The organism is Collinsella sp. SGI.241 (assembly GCF_050312955.1).
Taxonomy (GTDB): Bacteria; Actinomycetota; Coriobacteriia; order Coriobacteriales; family Coriobacteriaceae; genus Collinsella.
The window spans coordinates 63171-83832 of sequence record NZ_JBNPKM010000004.1 but is presented as its reverse complement, the minus strand read 5'-3'; the positions used below and the strand labels follow the sequence as shown (position 1 = coordinate 83832).

Annotated in this window: 11 protein-coding genes; 1 reads left to right on the top strand and 10 read right to left on the bottom strand. The window is 63.0% G+C overall.

All coding sequences use genetic code 11. The annotated features are described in order from the left end of the window. Positions 1–110 precede the first annotated feature (110 nt). Positions 111–1292 (top strand): cation diffusion facilitator family transporter, encoded by a 1182-nt coding sequence (locus ACQQ92_RS02865; RefSeq protein ID WP_154515887.1) that lies wholly within the window; start codon positions 111–113, stop codon positions 1290–1292. 110 nt (positions 1293–1402) lie between these two features. Here ACQQ92_RS02865 and ACQQ92_RS02860 read toward each other — a convergent pair whose 3' ends face one another. From ACQQ92_RS02860 to ACQQ92_RS02815, 10 genes are all read right to left on the bottom strand, one after another. After that, on the bottom strand, positions 1403–2359 hold the full coding sequence (locus tag ACQQ92_RS02860; protein WP_427795731.1) for a hypothetical protein: 957 nt from the start codon (positions 2357–2359) through the stop codon (positions 1403–1405). 180 nt (positions 2360–2539) lie between these two features. Further along, on the bottom strand, positions 2540–4207 hold the full coding sequence (locus tag ACQQ92_RS02855) for a formate--tetrahydrofolate ligase (RefSeq protein WP_427717820.1): 1668 nt from the start codon (positions 4205–4207) through the stop codon (positions 2540–2542). A gap of 146 nt (positions 4208–4353) precedes the next feature. Further along, positions 4354–5421, bottom strand: a complete 1068-nt coding sequence (gene ruvB / locus ACQQ92_RS02850; RefSeq protein ID WP_427795730.1) for a Holliday junction branch migration DNA helicase RuvB — start codon at positions 5419–5421, stop codon at positions 4354–4356. Further along, on the bottom strand, positions 5421–6041 hold the full coding sequence (gene ruvA / locus ACQQ92_RS02845; protein ID WP_154515896.1) for a Holliday junction branch migration protein RuvA: 621 nt from the start codon (positions 6039–6041) through the stop codon (positions 5421–5423). The genes ruvB and ruvA overlap by 1 nt, the downstream gene beginning before the upstream one ends. Further along, the gene (gene ruvC / locus ACQQ92_RS02840; protein WP_035137351.1) at positions 6041–6562 is read right to left on the bottom strand and encodes a crossover junction endodeoxyribonuclease RuvC; all 522 of its coding nucleotides are present in this window, start codon (positions 6560–6562) and stop codon (positions 6041–6043) included. The genes ruvA and ruvC overlap by 1 nt, the downstream gene beginning before the upstream one ends. A gap of 137 nt (positions 6563–6699) precedes the next feature. Beyond that, complete coding sequence (locus ACQQ92_RS02835; protein WP_427795729.1) at positions 6700–8685, bottom strand: hypothetical protein; 1986 nt, start codon at positions 8683–8685, stop codon at positions 6700–6702. Between the two features lie 117 nt (positions 8686–8802). Beyond that, positions 8803–9165: a desulfoferrodoxin family protein gene (locus tag ACQQ92_RS02830; RefSeq protein WP_427747728.1), complete on the bottom strand. Its 363-nt coding sequence runs from the start codon at positions 9163–9165 to the stop codon at positions 8803–8805. 165 nt (positions 9166–9330) lie between these two features. Beyond that, positions 9331–12804 carry an SNF2-related protein gene (locus ACQQ92_RS02825; RefSeq protein ID WP_427795728.1) on the bottom strand — a complete coding sequence of 1158 codons (3474 nt, stop codon included), beginning with the start codon at positions 12802–12804 and terminating at the stop codon, positions 9331–9333. A gap of 162 nt (positions 12805–12966) precedes the next feature. Next, positions 12967–16770: a DNA polymerase III subunit alpha gene (gene dnaE / locus ACQQ92_RS02820; RefSeq protein ID WP_427795727.1), complete on the bottom strand. Its 3804-nt coding sequence runs from the start codon at positions 16768–16770 to the stop codon at positions 12967–12969. Between the two features lie 263 nt (positions 16771–17033). Next, positions 17034–20660 (bottom strand): UvrD-helicase domain-containing protein, encoded by a 3627-nt coding sequence (locus tag ACQQ92_RS02815; RefSeq protein ID WP_427795726.1) that lies wholly within the window; start codon positions 20658–20660, stop codon positions 17034–17036. Between the last annotated feature and the right edge of the window lie 2 nt (positions 20661–20662).

Sequence of the window (20662 nt, the reverse complement as noted above, 5' to 3'; positions counted from 1 at the left end):
CCCCGATCGTTAGCTCCAGCAGACCATTGCTGCATTTTCTGAGCATCGGCGCACGGCGTGCCCATGCGAGCTACACTATCCCCTTAAACGAGGATGCGAGGAGGTCCGCCATGCTATTTGTAAATCGGCTGGTACATACACTTGTTCCTGGCAGCGAGGGCGAGCCGGTCGATGCATCTTGTCGCACCAACGCGGGCTTTGCCGCAAGCCTCATCTGCATTGGCCTCAACATTACCCTGTGCCTGGCCAAGGGCATCGCGGGTCTGCTCGCCGGCTCTGTCTCGCTCATCGCCGATGCCTTTAACAACCTCTCCGACGCCTCGAGCAACATTGTGAGCTTGCTCGGGTTCCGCCTTGCCAGCCGCCCGGCAGACGAAGGCCACCCCTATGGCCACGGCCGTTACGAATATCTCGCCGGCTTGTTTGTCGCCGTCCTCGTTTGTGCCGTCGGCATCAACCTGGTGCTCGAGTCCATTACCAAGATCATCAAGCCCTCCCCCACCGCCTACACGCTGGTCTCCCTAGCCGCCCTCGTCTTGTCCATGCTCGTCAAATTATGGATGGCCGCATTCAACCGCGCGCTGGGCGACCGCATCGACTCGGAGACGCTCATCGCCACGGCGCAGGACTCCAAAAACGACGTCATCGCCTCGGGCTCGGTCTTGGCGGCGGCGCTTATTTCGCAGACGACCGGCTTTGACCTCGATGGCTGGGCAGGCCTGGGTGTGGGCATCTTCATCTGCATCAGCGGCATGGGCCTGGTGCGCGACGCCATCAGCCCGCTGTTGGGACAAGCGCCCGACCCCAAGCTCGTCCAGGAAATCCGCGACAGGATCATGTCGTACCCCCAGGTCTTGGGTACACACGACCTCATGGTGCACGACTACGGCCCCGGCCGTCAGTTTGCCAGCGCACACGTGGAAATGCCCGGCGAGGGCGATGCCTTTGAGCACCACGAGATCCTGGACACCATCGAACACGATATTAAACGCCAGATGGGCATCGACATCACGCTGCACTGCGACCCCATCGCCACCACCGGCGACGACCTGCGCAGCTGGGTCAAGCGTGGCGTCATGCAGATCGATCCCGCGCTCTCCATCCATGACCTGCACGAGCACGATGGCTTTGTGTCATTTGACCTGGTGCGTCCCGACGGCTTTCGCATCTCCGACGACGAGCTGTTGGAGCGCGTAACGCATATCGTGCACGAGCGCAGGCCCGATGCATCATGCGTTGTCACGTTTGACTCGGGCTTTAGCTCGCCCGACCGTCCGGCCGAACAGCTGTAATCGACAGCAAAACGGGACGCAGGACCGCCGACCAACGCGCCCGTGCGCCCGGTCACGCGATCCTACGTCCCGTTTTTGTTTGCACCGCTAAGGCTCTAGCCGCTCGGCCGCTAGTTTCCCTGCGCGCCCGAAATGCCATTTTGCAGGGCATCCCAGGCGTTCGTTGCCATATCGCCCAGGTTCTGTGCAGTATCGCCGAGATTCTGAGCCGTATCACCCAGCTCTTGGGCCTTATCCCCAAGCTCCTGCGCCTTGTTGCTCAGGTCCTCCAGCGTGTTGGAGCTCGAGCTGTCCGTGGTGCCTTGGTCGCCGGACGCGTTGCTCGACGAGCTGTCCTTGCGCGTAAGCTGGACCTCAAGGTTGCCGTCAGCGTTGTAGTAGGCAGATGTGACGACCCAGTTGGCATCGACGACGGGCGTCGAGCCGTCGTCGGTCAGAATCACGGCATTCGAAAGATCGGCCCCGCGCGACTTGAGGAGCTTCTTGGCGTTAGACCAATATTGCCCCGGGATATCGCTCAGGTCGACGGTGCCGGACTGGGCAGTCTCGGTCTGCTCGGCCGTGGTATCAGTCGTGGCGCCCCGCTTGTTGAGCATGCCCGACACGATGGCAAACACAACCGACAAGGCAAAGAAGATCGCCAGCACGATGAGGATCTTCTTAATCACGCTCGACGAACGCGAAGGCTTCTTCTCCTCGTCCTCGCCATACCGGGGGATGGACTTGGGATACTCACGATACGGCTCGCGCGCGTATCGGTCGTGCGACTCGTAGCGCGGCTGTGCCGTGCGCGGCATATATGTCGTCTGCTGAGGTTGTGGAATGGGATTTTGCAGCAGGTCATCATAAGGGTCTACCGCCGCGTTGCCGTAGGGGTTCTGCGATGAGACACCATGCGGGTCCTGCGCCGCGTTTCCGTAATTCACAACGCGCGTGGGATCGGCCGGCACCTGCGTCGTATCGGGGGCAGCGTAGCCGGGATTCGGCACGATACGGGTCGTGTCGGCGCCATTGCCCGTCCGCAGGGAGCCGTAGCCACCCATTACGGTCGTCTTGTCCTGGTCCATGCAACGATTCCTTTCCGTCGCCCGTAAGCATCAAGTTATCCATGCATTCTACCCGCGCAAAAGCCTATGATGGACAAAGCCCGCCGGTATCTACAAGACATGCGCGGGCCTAAGGATCAAAAAGCCCCGCCGGGCCTTGGTAGGCACGGCGGGGCGGGCAAGCGGCTATGAGCAGCAGGCTTAGAAAAGGCCGGTGATGTTGCCGTCGTTGTCGACGTCGATGTTCTCGGCCGCGGGAACCTTGGGTAGACCCGGCATGGTCAGAACGCTGCCGGTCAGCGCGACCACAAAGTGGGCACCGGCGGAAACCTTGAGCTCGCGCACGGTGATGCGGAAGTTCTCGGGCGCGCCCAGAGCCTTGGCGTTATCGCTAAAGCTGTACTGGGTCTTGGCGACGCACACCGGCAGGTTGCCAAAGCCGTTCTCGCGCAGCTCGGCGAGCTGGCGCTTGGCAGCCGGCGTAAAGTCGACGCCATCGGCGCGGTAGACCTTGGTGGCAACGGCCTCGAGGGCGTCGGCCACATCGGCACCGTCCTCGTAGGCGAACTTGAGCTCGCTCGGCTGCTCAATCAGGCGCATGACCTCATCAGCCAGATCGAGTGCGCCCTCGCCGCCCTTGGCCCAAACCTCGGACAGCTTAACGTTGACGCCGAGCTTCTGGCACTCGGACTCGATGAGCGCAAGTTCGGCCTCGGTGTCCGTCGGGAAGCGGTTGATGGCGACCACGCAGGGAAGACCATAGACGTTCTGGATGTTGTCGACGTGGCGCAGCAGGTTGGGCATACCGGCCTTAAGGGCCTCGAGGTTCTCGTCGTTGAGGTCGGCCTTGGCGACACCGCCGTTGTACTTAAGCGCGCGGGCAGTGGCGACGACCACGACGGCGCTGGGGCGAACGCCCGTCATGCGGCACTTGATGTCCAGGAACTTCTCGGCACCAAGGTCGGCGCCAAAGCCGGCCTCGGTAATCGCGACGTCACCAAAACGCATGGCCATGCGGGTGGCCATGATGGAGTTGCAGCCGTGGGCGATATTGGCGAAGGGACCGCCGTGGACAAACGCGGGCGTGCCCTCGAGCGTCTGCACCAGGTTGGGCTTGAGCGCATCCTTAAGCAGCGCGGCCATGGCGCCCTGGGCCTTAAGGTCGCGGGCGCGGACGGGCTCGCCGGCATAGCTGTAGCCGACAACGATCTCGCCCAAGCGCTCCTTAAGATCGTTGATGCTCGTGGACAGGCACAGAATCGCCATGACCTCGGAGGCAACGGTGATATCGAAGCCGTCCTCGCGCGGCACGCCCTGGGCCTTGCCGCCAATGCCATCGATAACATGGCGCAGTTGACGGTCGTTCATGTCGACGACGCGCTTCCAGGTGATGCGCTTAACATCGATGCCGAGCTGGTTGCCCTGCTGAATATGGTTGTCGAGCATGGCGGCCAGCAGGTTGTTGGCGGCACCGATAGCGTGGAAGTCTCCGGTAAAGTGCAGGTTGATGTCCTCCATGGGGATGACCTGGGCCCAGCCGCCGCCGGCGGCACCGCCCTTGACGCCAAAGACGGGGCCGAGCGAAGGCTCGCGCAGGGCCACGGCGCTCTTGACGCCGCGACGGCGCAGGCCATCGGCCAGACCGATGGTCGTGGTGGTCTTGCCCTCGCCCGCAGGCGTGGGATTGATAGCGGTCACGAGGACAAGCTTGGCCTGGTGATCGGTCGGCTCGTTGAGCAGGGAATAGTCGACCTTTGCCTTGTCAAAACCGTACGGAATCAGGTGCTTAACGTCGACGCCGGCGTTCTTGGCCACCTCGGTAATAGGTAGCGGCGTAACAGAACGTGCGATTTCGATGTCAGTAGGCATGGGCGGTCCTTTCGTTACCGGATGAGAAAAAGACCAATTCAGCATAGCACGGGCGCGCAATAGTAAAACGCCCATAACCGATGAACGGCGATATGTTTATCCAATGCCCAGCGATAGCCTACAGATGCGCTAAAACAAGCCCATTCCTACAGGGTCGGCTCGATACCCAAATGCTCGAATGTGCGCAGGGTTGCCTGGCGACCCTGCGGTGTGCGAATCATCAAGCCGCACTGCAACAGGTAGGGTTCGTAGACATCTTCGAGCGTACCCGGATCCTCGCCCACCGCGCTGGCAAGGGTCGTCAGGCCCACGGCACGGCCGGAGAACGTCTTGGCGAGCGTCTCCAAGATGCGAATGTCCATCCAGTCCAGACCAAGCTCATCAATCTCAAAGAACTCGAGCGCCTGACGGCAGATATCAAGCTCAATAGGACCGTTGCCGCGCACCTGGGCGTAATCGCGCACGCGCTTGAGCAAGCGGTTGGCAAGACGTGGCGTGCCACGCGAGCGTGAGCCGATCTCGAGTGCGCTGGGATGGTCTATTGTCACGCCCAAAATGGTTGCCGAGCGCGTCACAATCTGGGCAAGCTCCTCGACCGTGTAGTAGTCCAGGCGATACGAAATACCAAAACGGTCGCGCAGCGGGCCGGTCAGCATACCCGAGCGGGTCGTTGCCGCCACCAGCGTAAACTTGGGGATATCCAGGCGAATCGAGCGCGCCGCCGGGCCTTTACCGATAACGATATCGAGCGCAAAGTCCTCCATCGCGGGATACAGGACTTCCTCCACCGAACGGTTGAGACGGTGGATCTCGTCGATAAACAGCACGTCACCCGGCTGCAAGTTGGTAAGGATGGCCGCCAGGTCGCCGGTGCGCGCGATGGCCGGGCCACTCGTCGTCTTAATCTGAGCGCCCAGCTCGTTGGCGATAACGGTGGCCAGCGTGGTCTTGCCCAGGCCCGGAGGGCCCGAGAAGATCACGTGGTCGAGCGTCTCGCCGCGACTCTGCGCCGCCTCGATCAGCACGCGAAGGCTCTGCTTGATATGCTCCTGACCGCAGTAGTCGTCCAGGCGCTGGGGACGCAGGGTACGGTCGACATCGAGGTCCTCGGACGTCAGCTCCGAGCCCACCATGCGCTCACCGTGCGCCATGGATGCCGCCGGCGAGCTGCCGGGCGTCGCCCACAGGTCCTGAGAGTCATCGGCTTCCCACATCACGCATCCATTCCGAGTCGCTTAAGCGCCGCGCCGAGCAGATCCTCGACACGCATATCCTGCCCATCATACCCGCTCAGAGCGACATCGGCCTCCTGCGGGCTAAAGCCCATGGAAAGGAGTGCCGCGCGGGCATCATCGATGGCCGAGGGAGCGGCAGCAGGCACGGGCATCGCAACCTGTCCGGGAATCACGTCGACCGGCACAAAGCCCTTATCCTTGGCAAAGGTACTCTTGAGCTCCAGAATGAGGCGCTGAGCTGTCTTTTTACCCACACCGGGTACCTTGGCCATGCCCTTGTCGTCCTCGGCCATCACCAGCGAATACAGCTGCCCCACGGTATAGGTGGAAAGCACGGCGAGCGCCAAGCGCGGACCAACGCCCGAGACGGACACGAGCCGGTCGAACATCGTGCGCTCGTCCTTTGAGGAAAATCCGAAAAGTGTCATGGCGTCCTCGCGCACCTGCATACGCGTGTAGAGGCGGACCTCGCCGCCGGGCGTCGGCAACGTGGCCGCAGTGCTGCCCGAGATGCCGAGCTCAAAGCCCACGCCCGACACATCGACGACAGCAGAGCTCATCGTGGCCTCGACAAGCGTTCCGTGGAGCTGGGAGATCATCAGTATCCGGTTCCTCTCTGTTGATAGAACTCGCCGCCGGTAAGCGCTCGGGTGCGGCTGAGGTTAACGTGACAGATGGCGCAGGCCAGGGCATCGGCGGCATGGTCGGGGTGCGGGTCGTGATCGAGCTGCGTAAGCGTGCGCACCATGTAGGCGACCTGTCGCTTATCTGCAGCGCCGGTGCCCACAACAGCCTGCTTAATCTGCATAGGCGTGTATTCGCCAATCTCGAGCGCGCACTCCGAAAGCGCCACAAGCGCAGCGCCGCGGGCATGCGCCGTGGGGATGGCCGAACGAACGTTGGCGCCAAAGTAGATGCTCTCGATAGCAGCGGTATCGGGACGATAGCGTTCGACAACGCCCTTGAGGTCGCGAGCGATATGCGACAGGCGCACCGCGAGCGGACTTCCAGCACTGGTCTCGATGCAACCATAGGCACGACAGCGAACCTCGCCACGTCGCTCCTCGATAATCCCCCACCCCGTATGGGCCAAACCAGGGTCGATACCCAAGATAACCAAGCCAACCTCCCCTCGTCACAAGCGCAGCGCAAGGCAAGGCCCCACGCACTATTCACGAACGTCTGTTCTAGAATAACACAACAGGGCCAAGATGCTTAGTTAAAGCATCGGGGTTGGGAGCGAATCCTATCCCCAGTTTAGTTCTGCGAGAAAAAAGGAAACTGACGGGGATCCACCGGCGGATGTGGCATCGGCGTACCCTGGGGCCCGCCCTGCGGTCCGCCCTGGCCGCCCATCATCCTTTCGATGGCGCCCTGGACCTCGCCCTCGAACTTTTTCATTCCCTCGTGCAAACGACGCTGACCGTCCTCAGAGCGCAGCTCCTCCATCTGCTCGGGCGAAATACCCAACAGCTCACCCAACAGACCCATCATCTCACCGCGCATGCGATCGCCCGTATCGCTATCGGCAAAGCGGCGCACTTCGGCGCGCGCCAGTGAATCAACCGTCATGCGCTCCTTGCCGTTGAGCCCCAAATCGGACCACGCAAGCATGTACGGCCAAGCGCGCTCGGCAAACGAACGGGCCGAAACGATCGGCGCCGTCGGCAACATGCGACGGGCAGCCTCACCCTGTCGAACGAGCATCAGCAGCAGCGAGCAGGCCTCAGGCTTGCCAGCGGCCATCGGGATGTCGTCGAAAGATCGATTGCGGTCCACGTGCGCCTCGAGCGCGCCATCGACCTCACCCGGCTCAAGCCCGCCGAGCAGCTGTGCCGCGCGGTCGAGCATATCGACCGGACCGTCGAGCGTCGAGAGCGCCTGCGCCAGCACTCGCTCCATACAATCTTCCACCGCGTTGAGCGTCACGAGCTCTTGGGGCACCACGGCAGACGTGCGGTTGCGCACGCGCGCCACAAACTCAAGCGTCGACAGGTACACATCGCCAAAGGGCGCAAAGTCGCCCTGGTAGCCGCCGGACAGTGCGGGCGCCGCTAGCGCGTACTCGGTCTTGGAGAGCGGGCTCAACGCCATGGCGCCCAGCTCGAGCGCCGTATCCTCGAGCATCAGGCCCAGTGCACGCGAGCGCAGACGCTCGGCATCGCCCGCCGACACGTCGCGATCGAGCACACGCGCCGCATCCGGTGCATCGCGCTCGACGGTGCGAATGTGCAGGCGCTCGGCAATCGCGCGGACGGCGGCACAGCGGGCAGCCTCGGCCTCTTCCTGAGCCGGCGTAAAGATACGGTTGCGCCCCAGCACAAGGCCAATCACATTACGCGGGCCCAGAGCGTCAACGGCAAGTACCGCCAGCAGGGACGACGGCAAGTCACCCTCGAGTGCCACCACAGCACGCGACGCGCCGCGAGCGCGGGCATTGTCGCGCACGGCGAGCACCAGCGCCTGCCACAGCCACTCCTCGGAACGAAACTCGGGCAGTTCGTGATCTTCCAGGGCATCGAGCATCACGCCGCGCTGAATCTCCTGAACCAGCAGGCTCTCCTCAAAACACGGCGCCTGGGCCACCACGCGACCGCAGTCGTCGAGCACAAACGAACCGCCGGTATATACCGACTCGTCGTACGCACCGACCGGCGCCATGCAGGCAAACCACACGCTGCGCTTAGATGCGATCTTGCGGTAGGCACCGCTGCGAACGGCGGCGATGGCGGCAGTCTCGCGGTCGGTCATGTCAAACGCGTTGAATTGGAAATACGCAATGAGGTCAACACCGGTCGGCAACATCTCGAGTTCGCGGTCCAAGTCAAAAATCACGGCGATGCGCACGCCGTCCACGTCGAACACCGGCGGCGCCCAACGCGTGTCGTTGTTCTCGCCACGCTGCAGGGCAATGCTCGATCGCGCCGGCACCACATGACCGTCCTTGAGCATCATGTAGTCGAGCAGCGGCTGGCCCTCAAACGAAACCGCCGCGGGCACGATGCAGATCATGTCGAGCTCTTGGATACGCTCGGCAACACCGGTCAGGCCTGTCAGCATGTCGTGCTCAAAGTCGGCAGTACCCATCAGGCCGCCGGGCAGAGCACCCATAAAGAGCGGAGCCGGGACGCACAGCACGCGCGCCCCGCGCTCGTGGGCCAGACGAGCCTGGTCCTCGATGCGACCGCAAATGCCCTCAATATCACCCAGGCGCATATCGATCTGTGCAAGTGCGAGCTTCATGGCCCAGCCCTTTCCGTCGTAAACCATCGAAACCGTAGTAAAAGCGCCGGCCGCATAATGCAGCCGGCGCTTGCATGTGCATATGCTAGCTATGATACCCCGAGCGGGGGCGCGCTCCTAGAACGTCGCGGACCACAGCCCATGCAGGTTGCAGTAGGCATAGACGGTACCGGTCTTGGAGCCGCCAGCGAAAAACGTCGCGGGCTTCATGCCGGGCTCAAGGTAATGGACCTCCAGGCGGCCCTCGGCCTCAAGCGCGATCCACTCGATGTAGTGCTCGGGCAGCATGGGGTGCTCCGTCGAGCCCACGCGCGCACGAATGACGTGGCCGTCGCGCTCGGTCTCGACAACAGGCACGTGCTTCTCGTGCGCCGCATCCTCGGTGTTTGCCGTCAGCTCCGTGCAGCCGGCAGGGGTCGCAACGTCGTCGCCAAGAGCGGCAACGAGCTTGCCGTCGGAGTCTTTAAAGAATTTCGCCATGATGTTCTCCTTTGCTGATGTGCCAATGTACTCGATAGTTCTTATGCCCAAAGAGCGCCGAACCATCCATGGCATTTCAAATGAACACATAACGGGTGGGATAAACGGTCGGGCTAAGACGAACCGGCGACCTGGCCCAGCCCGGCAGCCCCATCCCGCGCGCAGCTAGCGACCGTCGCCACCGAGCAGCGCCAGAACATCCTCGCGGGTAAACAGCGCCGACGAGATGCCGTCACCGCCGAGCACACTGTTGACCAGGTCGCGCTTGGACTCCTGCATCTGCATGATGCGTTCCTCGATCGTGTCCTTGGCGATGAGCTTGTACACGGTCACGGTGTGCTGCTGGCCAATGCGGTGGGCGCGGTCGGTCGCCTGGTCTTGCGCCGCCACGTTCCACCACGGGTCGTAGTGGATGACCACGTCGGCAGCCGTCAAATTAAGGCCCACGCCGCCCGCCTTGAGCGAAATCAAGAACACCGGCACCTCGCCCGCTTGGAACTGCGCAACCATCTTGGCGCGGCTCTCTTTAGACGATGCGCCCGTAAGCTTAAGGAAGGCGATATCCTCCTTGGCCAGACGCTTGCCGATGATATCGAGCATGCCCGTAAACTGGCTGAACAGCAAGATGCGATGACCGCCGTCGAGCGCGCCGCGGACGAGCTCCATACACGTATCGAGCTTGGCGCTTCCCGCCTTGTAGTCCGCGTAATGCAGATGAGGATCACAGCAGATCTGGCGCAGCTTGGTGAGCTCGGCAAGTACCTTGAGCTTATCTTTTTTGAACTCCCCGGCCTCGCGGTGCTGCACTTGCTGGGCAATGCGGTCCTGGTTGGCCAGGTAGAGCTTGCGCTGCTCGCCGGTGAGCTGCGCCATCACCGTATCCTCGATCTTCTCGGGCAGGTCGGCCACCACGTCTTCCTTGACGCGGCGAAGCACAAACGGCGAAACAAGCGCCTGCAGACGAGCGGCGCTGTCACCCTCGTCGTGCTCGACCGGACTTTCAAAGCGCTTGGCAAACGACTCGCGCGTGCCGAGCAGGCCCGGCATCAAAAAGTCGAAGATGCTCCAGAGCTCGGACAGGCGGTTTTCGATGGGCGTGCCCGTCAGGGCAAAGCGCACACCGGCCGGCAGACGCTTGGCGGCACGTGCCACCTGCGTGAGTGGGTTTTTAATGTACTGGGCTTCATCCAGCACCACGCGGGCAAAGTCCTGCTCGACGTACTCGTCGATATCGCGGCGCATGAGGTCATACGACGTCACGACCACGTTATGCTCGGCCACGCCGGCTATCTGCACGCGACGTTGGGCCTTGGTGCCCACAATGGCGCACACATCAATCGAGGGGGCAAAGCGCTCCAGCTCGGCAGTCCAGTTGTACACGAGCGACGCGGGGCATACCACGAGCGTGGGCTTAGTGTCCCCCGCCTCCACGCGCGCCAGGATATGCGCGATCATCTGGAGCGTTTTGCCCAGGCCCATGTCGTCGGCCAAGATGCCGCCAAGGCCCAGATGCTCGAGCGAACCGAGCCACTGGTAGCCGTCAACCTGGTAGCCGCGCAGTGTGGCCTTGAGCGAGGCCGGCACCGTAAAGTCCATCTTGCCGAGCGTGTCCAGGCGCTCGACGGTGCGACGGAATGCAGCGTCGCGATCGGCTTCGAGCGCGGGCGTGCGCGCAAGCATGCTGTCGACGAACAGGGTACTCGACGCGGGAAGCGACACGCCGTCGAGCAGGTCGACAGCATCGACCCCCAGATCCTCGGCAAGACCAAACGCGGCGCGCGCTCCCTCGTCCAGGCGAATGATGTCGCCCGACGTGAGACGAGCAAACGTCTGGTGACGCTTGTAGGAATCGAGGTAGATGGCAAGGTCTGCCGCCGAAAGGCCGCTCGCGCCCAGTTCGACGTCGAGCAGGTTACTCTTGACGGTGGCGCGCACCGAAAGCTTGGGCGCAGGGCGGACCGAGATCTGGCGCAGGCGGTCGCTGAGCATGACCTCGCCCAGCTCGGACAGGGCAGACAGGCCCTCAGTCAGCAAGTGGAACAGGCTCTCGTCATCGCGTTCCTCAAACGCCAGGCCACCCTCGTAAAAGTCGAAATACAGAGCCGCCGTATCCATAACGCGAAACTCTGCCACCTCGTCGCGCGGCGGCACGCCCGGGCGCCGCTCTTCGAAGGGGCTGCCCGGAGCGCCCATGCTAAAGAGATCTGCCGACCAGTCGCCGTAGGTAACCGTAATGTTGCAGGTCACGAGCCCATCATCGACGCCGATCGCCATGGCAAAGCTTGGCTCGGGCGCCACGGTATCGAGCGCAGCGGGCGCGGTAAGGTCGGTGTAGTCGCGCAAGATAGGCAGCGCCATGCGGCAAAACTCACCCACCTGGTCGGCGGCGATATGGACCGGTGTGCGGCAGGGCAACAAGTGCGATAGGAACGGCGCGGCATGTTGGGCAAACGCCGTGTCGGTACGGCGCGCGCGGCGCGTATCGACCAGATAGGCGACGTCGCCCGAGGCAAAGCAGTACGTATCGGCCGGAAGGCGCAAGTCGTAGCTGCCCCCGGCTGCCGGCACAATCTTGGCAGCAATCAGCGGCGGGTGCTTAGCCGGGACTTCGCCCTCCCCTTCCGGCAACGACTCGACTGCCACCTCGTAGGCGCGGTGCGTCGTCGTCCCCCGCGACCAAGCAGGTTCAAAGGACATGGACCTGCCACGCAGCAGGTCCAGCACGGACACGATGGAATACTCGGATACCGGCAGCTGACGCTCGGCGACAAAACCGCTGCGGGCAAAGTCGTACGATGCCGAGCGCGAGCTCGTAATATCGCCTAGGTAGGCGACCGTCATTGCAACAAAGTCGAGCAGCTTTGCCGACACATCATCGAAAGCCTCGGGCACATGGGCAAACGTAAGCTTCTTGCCATAGGAGAACGTACCGCCGCGCGCATAGGCATCGGCCATGCCGTCGATATCCTTAACCACGTAGGACACCGAACCGCAGCGGATGCGGAACTCGAGCGCCCAGCTAAAGCGATCGGCAAACAGCGGATTGTAGTACGGCACCAGCGAGGGCTCCAGCACTGCTTTGGGCGCATCGGGGTCAATGGTGCCGGCGAGCTTGCGGCGCATGGCCACGAGTTTATCCATCCGCGCGTCCGAAAGATCGGAAAGTGCTGCCACAAGGCTCGGGCTCGTGGGCACGGGCGCCGGGAAGGGAAAGTTGGGGTTGACCGCAGATGCGCTGGGCGCGGGACGTGTGGGCTGCTTGGACTGTGCGGGCGACACCGTAAACGTGCGGACCGGCGTGCGCAAACCCTCGACGGGCTCGGCGCCGCTGGCATCCAGATACGCCAACGCCGTGGCGATGGCGTGCTTGCACATGCCGGAATAGCGGAAGGCGGCGGGGCAATCGCAGTCGTAGTCGACAACCTCGTGCTCGTCCATATCGAGCGCCACGTGCGTCTTATACAGGTCGCCGCGCGAACCACGCACCGTACCCTCGATATTCACGTTTTTGGAGAAGCGCGAGCCGGAGTCCTCAAACGACAGCACGGCGCCGTTGAGCATGAGCGAACGCCCCTTCATAAAGGTACTGCTGAGCGCCGCCTCCTTACGAAGCGCCTGCACAAACGTCCCCTGCGCCATCGCTTCCTCCAATCTCACCCGGGGTAGCTAATTTGGGACGGGGCTATTTTAGCTACCCCCATATGTCGGTTGAGATGTGTTCCGACCCCGACTCATTCGCCGTCAGCCAAAGGGTAGCTAAAAAAGCCCCGTCCCAAATTAGCTACCCCGCCAACGGCGTCCTTAGATCACCGTCACTCTGCCTTGGTTACCCACGATGGCCTTGGCCTCGGCCAACAGCGGAATCGAGCGTGCGTTGACCTTAGCAGGTACCTCGGCACGCAGCACGCGCCCGTCCGCCTGCTCGATAAAGATCTCTACGCGGTCGCCGCCCGGGTTGGCGGTGAGCACCGTGGCAAGACGCGCCATGTTGCCCTGGCTAAAGCGGCTGTTGGGCACCATGACCTCAAACACCTTGGGCTTGTTGTTCTCCTCGTTGAGCTCAAGCGGCACGATCTCCTGCGCGATGATCTGGTCGCCGCGGTCCGAGCGCTCGAGCTTGCCCTTAATGCGCACAAACGCGTCGGACAGCTGCGCGCCGGTCTCGGGATCGACCTCGCCGTACAGATACCCCTCGGCCTCCTTGAAGGTCTTGGGGAACACCACGACCGTGGCCTCGCCTTCCATATCCTCGAGCTGCACGATGCCCATGGGGTCGCCGTTTTTGGTCACGCGCTTGGACACGCTCGAGACCATACCGGCCCACCATAGCGCCTTGCCCTCGGGAATCTCCTGGTTGATGGTGCCGCCCGTGGGGTTTTGCACCTCGTAGCCGGTGTCGATCTGCGAGAACGAGAAGTCGCGCGCTTTGCTGAGCGCATACTCAAACGGGCGCAGCGGGTGGTCCGAGACATAGATGCCCAGAACCTCCTTCTCCTGGCTCAGCTTAAGATGGCGGTCCCATTCCTGGCCATCCGGATCGGGTACGCTCACCTCAAAGCCCGAGCCCTCAACGTCGCCAAACATGTCGAAGAACGACGTCTGGCCGCTCGCGCGATCCTTCTGGCGCTTTGCCGCGGCATCGATGATGTTCTCGGGGTTGTTCTTGTCCACAAAGTGCATCATCTGACGACGCGGATACCCCGTGGAGTCGAAGGCACCTGCCTTGATGAGCGATTCGATCACGCGACGGTTGGCCTGGCCCGAGTCCACGCGCTCGACAAAGTCATGCAGCGTCTTAAACGGACCGCCCGCCTCGCGCTCGGCGATAATCGCCTGCGCCACGCCGGTGCCCACGCCGCGGATGCCGGCCAGACCAAAGCGCACGCCTTCCTTGGTAGCCGTGAACTCGGTACCGGACTCGTTGACATCTGGCGAAAGCACGGGGATGCCGTCGTGACGGCATGCCGAGACGTAGTGCACGATCTTGTCGGTCTTGCCCGTATAGGACGTCAGGACGGCCGCCATGTACTCGTGCGGATAGTGCGCCTTGAGCCACGCCGTCTGCATAACCAAGATGGCGTAGCCGGCGGAGTGCGACTTGTTAAAGGCGTAGGACGCGAACTCGAGAACATCGTCCCAAATCTTCTGGGCGACCTCGCGCGTGTAGTTGTTCTTGATGGCGCCGTTCATCCAGTGGTCGTAGGTGGTCTCGTCCGAGCCATCCTCCCAGTGGAGCACCGTCGACGTGAGCAGCTTGATCTTCTTCTTAGCCACGGGTTTACGGATACGCGAGTCCGATTCGCCCTTGGAGAAGCCGCACATCTCGACGGAGATGAGCATAACCTGCTCCTGGTAGACCATGGTGCCGTAGGTTTCACCCAGGATGTCGTCCAGACGGTCGTCGTAGGAGACGGCCGGCTCCTTGCCGTTCATACGGTTGATGTAGGACGAAACCATGCCGGCGCCCAGCGGGCCCGGGCGGTACAGGGCGATCAATGCCACGACGTGCTTGTACTCGGTGGGCTTCATGTTCTTGATCGTGGCCGTCATGCCGGCGGACTCGACCTGGAAGACGCCGGCGGTGTGGCCGGAGCCCATGAGCTTAAAGATCTCGGGATCGTCAAAGGGAATCTCTTCCTCTTTGATGTCGATGCCGAAGTTCTTTTTGATGTTTGCCTTGGCCTTGGAGATAACCGTCAGCGTACGCAGACCCAAGAAGTCCATCTTGAGCAGGCCCATGTCGGCAACGGTATGGCCCTCGTACTGGGTAATCTCGACGCCGCCCTTGGTGTCGAGCTTGGTGGGCACGTGCTCGTTGACGGGGTCGCGGCAGATCAGAACGGCGCACGCATGCACGCCCTCGCCACGGGTGAGGCCCTCGATCGAGAGCGCCGTGTCGATGATGCGGCGGGCGTCGTCGTCCTTTTTATAGGCCTCGGCAAAGTCGGGGTTAAACAGGTCCTCTTTGCCGGGTTGTTTTTCGAGCACCTGCTTGAGCTTGACCTTGGGGTCGCTCGAGACCATCTTGGACAGGCGCTGGCCCATGTAGACCGGGTAGTCCAGGACGCGCGCGGCGTCGTTGATGGCCTGCTTGGCCTTAATGGTCGAGTAGGTGATGACGTGGGTGACCTTCTCGGGACCGTAGAGCTGGCGAACGTGCTCCACGACCTCGAGACGCCGCTCGTCGTCGAAGTCCATATCGATATCGGGCATCTCGGTACGCTGCGGGGACAGGAACCTCTCGAACATCAGACCGTTCTCGAGCGGGTCGAACGCGGTGATGTTCATGGCGTAGGCGACGATAGCGCCGGCGGCCGAGCCACGGCCGGGGCCGACGCCGATGCCGTTGTCCTTGGCCCATTGCACGTACTCGGCGACGATCAAAAAGTAGGCGGCAAAGCCCTTGTCGCAAATGACCTTGTATTCGTACTCAAAGCGCTCTTTGATGTTGACGCCACCGATCTCGCGCGTGGCCCAGTCGTCACCGTAGTGCTGGCGCAGGCCTTTCTCGCACTCGCGGCGGAACTGGCTCTCGTGCGTCTCGCCGGGATCGAGCAGCGGAAAGCGCGGCAGGATGATGGAGTCCCAGTCCAGCTCAACGTAGCACTTGTCGGCGATCTCGAGCGTGTTGTCGCAGGCCTCGGGGCAATACGGGAACATCGCCCGCATCTCCTCCTCGGTCTTCATGTAAAACTCCGAGCCGGTCATGCGCATGCGGTTGGGGTCGTCGACCTTGGCGTTCATGCCGATGCACATGATGACGTCCTGCACGGGCGCGTCCTCGCGGCGCAGGTAGTGGAAGTCGTTGGTGGCGATGACCTTGACGCCCACCTGTTTGGCGATATCAATGAGCGTGCGGTCCATCTGCTCGTCGGTCAGGCCGTTATCGGTGGTGATGCCGTGTTCCTGGATCTCGATGTAGAAGTCACCAGGCTCGAAGGTATCACGGAAGGTCTCGGCCCACTTGATGGCGCCTTCCATGTCACCGCGGTCGATGTATTTGGGGATGATGCCCGCGATGCAGGCGCTGGTGCAGATCATGCCCTTGGCGTGGCGGCGCAGGTTGTCGAGCGTCACGCGCGGCTTGTAGTAAAAGCCCTGCACGGCGGCCTCGGAGACCGTCTGCATCAGGTTGACGTAGCCCTCCTGGTCCTTGGCCAGAAGGATCATATGGTAGAGCTCGGGCTTGTGGTCGCGGGCGAGCGTCTCGTCCGGCGTAAAGTAGACCTCGCAGCCAAAGATGGGCTTGATGACCAGAGGCGGCTTGAGCTCGTCGATATTGCCCTTCTCGTCCCACATGGCCATGTCCTTCACATACTGGGCATGCTCGCGCGGGTTTGCCTCGGAATCGGGCTCCACCAGCTCGTCGCGGCGGTCCTTTTCCAAGAAGGCCTTGTCGTGGCTCCACGTTTTGTACTCGGGCGTATTGTGGTTGACGGCGTCGCAGGCCAGCGCCAGATCGGGCACGCCATACATGTAGCCGTGGTCGGTAATGGCCACGGCGGGCATGCCCAGCTCAACGGCACGGTTGACCATATCCTGGATACGGGTTGCGCCGTCGAGCATGGAGAAAACAGTGTGGTTGTGCAGATGGACGAATGCCATGTGATGAGCTCCGATGCGGGTTCGTGTTCTGACTGAACGATTTTACCCCACGGCACGGACAGCGCCCGAACCTAGCCAAACCCACACGGGTAGCTAATTTGGGACGGGGCTTTTTTAGCTACCCTTTGACTGACGGCGAACGAGTCGGGGTCGGAATACATCTCAGCCGATGTATGGGGGTAGCTAAAAGAGCCCCGTCCCAAATTAGCTACCCCTGAGCTGCAGTGGAATCGAAAAGGATTCCACCGCACGTTATCTGAGGGCTAGAGGTTGTAGGTGACCACCTGGGGCTCGGCGAGCTCGACTAAGACAGCTGGGGCCGTCTGCTCCACGCGGACGAACTTGACGGTCACCGTCTTAAAGCCCGCCTTATGCAGAACATCCGAATAGACGCGCGCCTGCAGGGCGTGCTTCTCGAGCAGCTGGTCGGGTGTCTCATCCGGCGTGCCACCCGTCTTGTAATCGATGACCAGTGCGCGTGACGGATCGGCCGGGTCGGTCGCCAGCGCATCGATGGCGCCCTCGGCATATGCACCGTAGCGGGCAATGTCCTTGTCCTCGCAGCCCAGCGAGAAGAACGGCACTTCGGCACGGACGCACGGCCAGGCAAGAAGCTCGGCACGGACCGACGACCTGAGCCAGCGATTCAGGGCAACGTCAAAACGCTCGCGCTGCTCCGGCGTCAGGCACCACAGGCGCGTCAGCGCATCGGCACGCTCAGCGGGCAGCGCATCGGCACCCATCTCGATGAGCCACTGGCAGGCGGCATGGAACGCCGAGCCCAGCGCCATGGGGTTGCCGGCGGGCTCGACAGCAGCCACGTCTGCATCGGCCATCTCCGAGCCATCCGACTCGGCATCGTCGCCCGCCTCATCCATGGGAACACGCGCCTCGGCGGCACGGTCTTCCGTCTCGGCATGGAGCGCCGCGGCGATCGACGAATAGCTGTACGAATCACGCGCCGGGAACGGACACGTGCCCATGCGCACGCCCGCCGCCTGGGGATATACGAGTTCAAACGAATCGGGCTTGGGGTCGGCAGGACCGGGCACGGTTGAGTGCGCAGCATTATCGGCGACATCGGTATCGCCACGAACGAGCCTGCCCTCGGCATCCAGCGAAGCGTTGGCCTCAAACGCCTGCTCGCCAAAGGTAAAGTCCGAAAGCGAAATGAGCTCGTAGTCGCCCGGCTGGGAGTTGTCGAATACCAGGCGGTCGGCATCGAGCTGCGGCATGTCCAGAGCGTCGGTCGGCAGAATGCGGCGCAGCACGTCGTAGGTCAGATCGGTCTCGACATCGAAGGTCGGCGCCGTCACCTTGCCACGGCTCACGCCGGCATCCATCGCCAAGATCACCAGCTCGCGCGCACGGGTCATGGCAACATAGAGCAAACGGGCCCGCTCCTCGAGCGAAAGCTGCAGGTCGTCGTTGCGCAGGCGGGCAAATGCCTCGGCGGGAGAACCCGTCGCACAGACGTCCTCCATGAGCTCCGGCGGTAGCCACAGCGACGTGCCCTTGCCCTTAAACGCATGCTCAAACTGCTTTTTGACGTCATCGCCCTTTACGAACGTACCGTCCGCGAGTTTAACGCCGTCGAAGCGTGCCGGCAGTGCCACGACCTGCGCTCCGCCCTCGACACGACCCATCTGTGCCGAACCCGAGGACTTACGCACGCCAAAGCACTCGGCGACCGCCACGACCGGATATTCCAGACCCTTGGAGGCGTGAACCGTCATGATGCGCACCGCGCCGTCGCCCTCCTCGTTGAGGGCGCCCGGGGCCTCCTTGCCCGCCAGGAAGCGATCGAAGGCAAGCGCAATGGAGCGCGGCGAGTTACCGAACTCGGCCTCCGCCTCGGCCACGGCATCGAGCGCCTTGAGCACGTTGGCGGCGATGGCCTTGCCCTCGGGGCCGCGCTGCGCCAGGCGCACGAACCAGCCGGAGGCATTGACCGCATCGCGCGCGATGGCGGCAAACGAATCACGCCCTACGCGACGCAGTGCGTAGCGCAGCACCTCGCGGGCACGCGTCACGAGCGGCAAGCCCTGCAAGCCCGGCACATCGGAATCGCTCATGATGCCCGCATCGATGTTGCGGCGTGACGTCTCGCCCGTCTGATCGTCGAGTTTGGTCGCCAGCGCCAGGAACTCCTGGGCGCCCAGCGCAAACATCGGCGAGGCCAGCAGTGGCATAAGACCCTGCGCCGTATCGGCCGGATTGGCGAGGGCACAAACCAGGGCGCGCACCGTCTGCACCTCGGCAGCTTGGGAAAAGACCGAGCCGCCCGCGATGACGCAGTCGAGCCCCTGGTCACGGAAGGCCTGTGCGTAGACGTCTGCGTTGGTCATGCGGCCCAGCAGCAGCACCATGCCGCCCTGGGGCTGGCCGGCATCGGCAAGCGCGCGGAATCGCTCCGCGATCGCGCGGGCCTTGGCCTGTGTGCGCTCCTGCGTACTGCCGCCGGCAACAAAGAGGGCCTGGCGGCGCGAGGCATCCGCCACCAGCGTGTCCTTGCGGCCGTCGCTCGCCTCAAGATCCAAAAAGCCCTGCATCAGGCCGCCGTCATCGCCGTCGAAGACGCGGGCCACATAGCGCAGCACCTCGTCGTGGCTGCGGAAGTTGCGCACGAGCTTGACGAGCTCGCCGGCGGGGGCATCGGACGTGGCAACCGTCTCCGACGCCGCCGCCGATCCCACCTTGCGCTCCTGGCGACGGAACACCTCGACCTCGGCGCCGCGGAAGCGATAGATCGACTGCTGCGCATCGCCCACGGTGCACAGCGCGCGCTCCCCCGCACCCGTCAGGTAACGGATCAGGTCGACCTGCATCTGGTCGGTATCCTGGAACTCGTCGATCATGACCATCTTAAAGCGGCCCTCGTACGCAGCACGAATGGCAGGGTAATCGCGCAGGGCCTCGTAGGCCATGCGCAGCAGGTCGTTATTATCGAGGGCGGACTGGGCAGCCTTCAGTGCGCGATACTCGGCCTCTACAGAGCGGGCCAAGCCCACCAGTGCATCGAGCGCGGGGCCACCGCAGGCAAGCACGATATTGATAAATGCATCGGCGGCCTCGGCCTTGAGCAGCTCGACCTGCTCCTTGGGGAATGCCTTGCTCGCGCGCGGCATGGCGCACGACATCATGAGTCGCGCCGCATCGGCCATGGTCTTGCCGCTCGCCTCGAACGCGTCGATGGCATCGAGCGCCGTCTGCGCCTTCTCGGTCGCCGCCTTGCTTGCGCCCAGCGCCGATCGATAGGCATCGGCGAGCGCCGAGGTATCGGCCTGGCCGCGCGCCACGCGCACGTCGTCCATGCCGCCCGGCAGCTGGCTCGAGAGCTCCAGCAGGTCGCGTACCAGGCCCTTGATGGTCGTGCCGGCGCCAAAGGGGCCGCCCTCGCCCGCCATGGGATACCAGGCGTAGAGGGCCTTGAGCGATGCCGCGAGCTCGGGGGCGGCATCGGGTGCCGTCGCGCGGGCCAGCACATGCTCAACAGCCTGGTCCATGAGCTCGTCGGTATCGGTGAGCACCGTGAACTCGGGGTCGATGCCCAACTCCAGCGCGTGTGCGCGCAGGATACGCGAGCACATGCCGTGAATGGTCGAGATCCACGCGTCGTCGACGGTCAGCGCTTCCTCGTCCATGCCCTCGTCGATAAGCGCACGGCGCACGCGATCGCGAATCTCGGCCGCGGCATCCTTGGTAAAGGTAATGGCGAGCACCTGGTCCAGATGCTCGACGAACGGGCCGGATTCGGGCGAGAGCGCGTAGACGATGCGGCGCGTGAGGGTAAAGGTCTTGCCCGAACCGGCGCCCGCCGAGACAAACAGCGGACGGTCGAGCGTCTTGACGATCTGCAGCTGTTGCGGCATCAAGGTCGAAAGATCCATGG

What these genes read in the sequence shown, in the direction of transcription:
- ACQQ92_RS02825 (WP_427795728.1), bottom strand. Translation starts at nt 12,804, where the DNA reads ATGGCGCAGGGGACGTTTGTGCAGGCGCTTCGTAAGGAGGCGGCGCTC.
- ACQQ92_RS02865 (WP_154515887.1), top strand. Translation starts at nt 111, where the DNA reads ATGCTATTTGTAAATCGGCTGGTACATACACTTGTTCCTGGCAGCGAG.
- ruvA (WP_154515896.1), bottom strand. Translation starts at nt 6,041, where the DNA reads ATGATCTCCCAGCTCCACGGAACGCTTGTCGAGGCCACGATGAGCTCT.
- ACQQ92_RS02835 (WP_427795729.1), bottom strand. Translation starts at nt 8,685, where the DNA reads ATGAAGCTCGCACTTGCACAGATCGATATGCGCCTGGGTGATATTGAG.
- ACQQ92_RS02855 (WP_427717820.1), bottom strand. Translation starts at nt 4,207, where the DNA reads ATGCCTACTGACATCGAAATCGCACGTTCTGTTACGCCGCTACCTATT.
- ACQQ92_RS02860 (WP_427795731.1), bottom strand. Translation starts at nt 2,359, where the DNA reads ATGGACCAGGACAAGACGACCGTAATGGGTGGCTACGGCTCCCTGCGG.
- dnaE (WP_427795727.1), bottom strand. Translation starts at nt 16,770, where the DNA reads ATGGCATTCGTCCATCTGCACAACCACACTGTTTTCTCCATGCTCGAC.
- ACQQ92_RS02830 (WP_427747728.1), bottom strand. Translation starts at nt 9,165, where the DNA reads ATGGCGAAATTCTTTAAAGACTCCGACGGCAAGCTCGTTGCCGCTCTT.
- ACQQ92_RS02815 (WP_427795726.1), bottom strand. Translation starts at nt 20,660, where the DNA reads ATGGATCTTTCGACCTTGATGCCGCAACAGCTGCAGATCGTCAAGACG.
- ruvB (WP_427795730.1), bottom strand. Translation starts at nt 5,421, where the DNA reads ATGTGGGAAGCCGATGACTCTCAGGACCTGTGGGCGACGCCCGGCAGC.